Below are 689 nucleotides of genomic sequence, written 5' to 3' on the forward strand. Positions count from 1 at the left end.
TGCCCGCCGAGATTCCGCAGGAGGTCTACCGCAAGGCCCAGGAGCTGGCCCTTCTCGCGCACCGGGCGCTGGGCTGCCGCGGCGTCTCGCGCTCCGATTTCCGTTATGACGAGGCGGGAACGGGCGAATTGATCCTGCTCGAGGTCAACACCCAGCCCGGCATGACGGGCACCTCGCTGGTGCCCGAACTCGCGGCCCATGCGGGCAAGAGCTATGAGGCGCTCGTCACCTGGATGGTGAACGATGCGTCGGTGGACAGATGAGCGGGCAATTCCGCGTCTATGAGAGAAAGCGCACGCCCAGCTGGCTGGACGGGCTCTCCGCGTTCCGCTTCCGCCTCGCGCTGCGTGCCGGGGCGGTGGCTGTGCTGGGCCTCGTGATGGCGGCGGGCCTGTGGCGCGGCGGGCACTTCGATTACGAGGGCAGCAAGTGGCTGATGCTGCCGGGCAAGGCCGCGGGACTCGTCGGGCTTGCGGCGGAGGACATCACCATCACCGGGCTTGAGCATCACGAGCCGGAGATGCTGCTCGCCGCCATCGGCGTTCAGCCCGGAACCTCGCTGATCGGCTTCGATGCGGGGCGCGCGCGCCGCATCCTCGAAGGCCTCGACTGGATCGAGAGCGCCAAGGTGCAGCGGCTGTTCCCCAACCAGCTCGCCGTCGAGGTGAAGGAGCGCGAACCCTTCGCCA

General features: G+C 68.7%; 1 protein-coding gene and 1 pseudogene. Both read left to right on the forward strand.

What is annotated here, in order from left to right; translation table 11 throughout:
• Positions 1–263: pseudogene (locus ACLD7X_RS17615) on the forward strand (hypothetical protein); the annotation flags it as partial.
• Positions 260–689 (forward strand): cell division protein FtsQ/DivIB (locus ACLD7X_RS17620; protein WP_411424989.1); only part of this gene is annotated, 430 nt, incomplete at its 3' end. The pseudogene ACLD7X_RS17615 and the gene ACLD7X_RS17620, both read left to right, overlap by 4 nt.

The organism is Aphanothece microscopica RSMan92, assembly GCF_046613545.2.
Classification (GTDB): domain Bacteria; phylum Cyanobacteriota; class Cyanobacteriia; order PCC-6307; family Cyanobiaceae; genus NIES-981.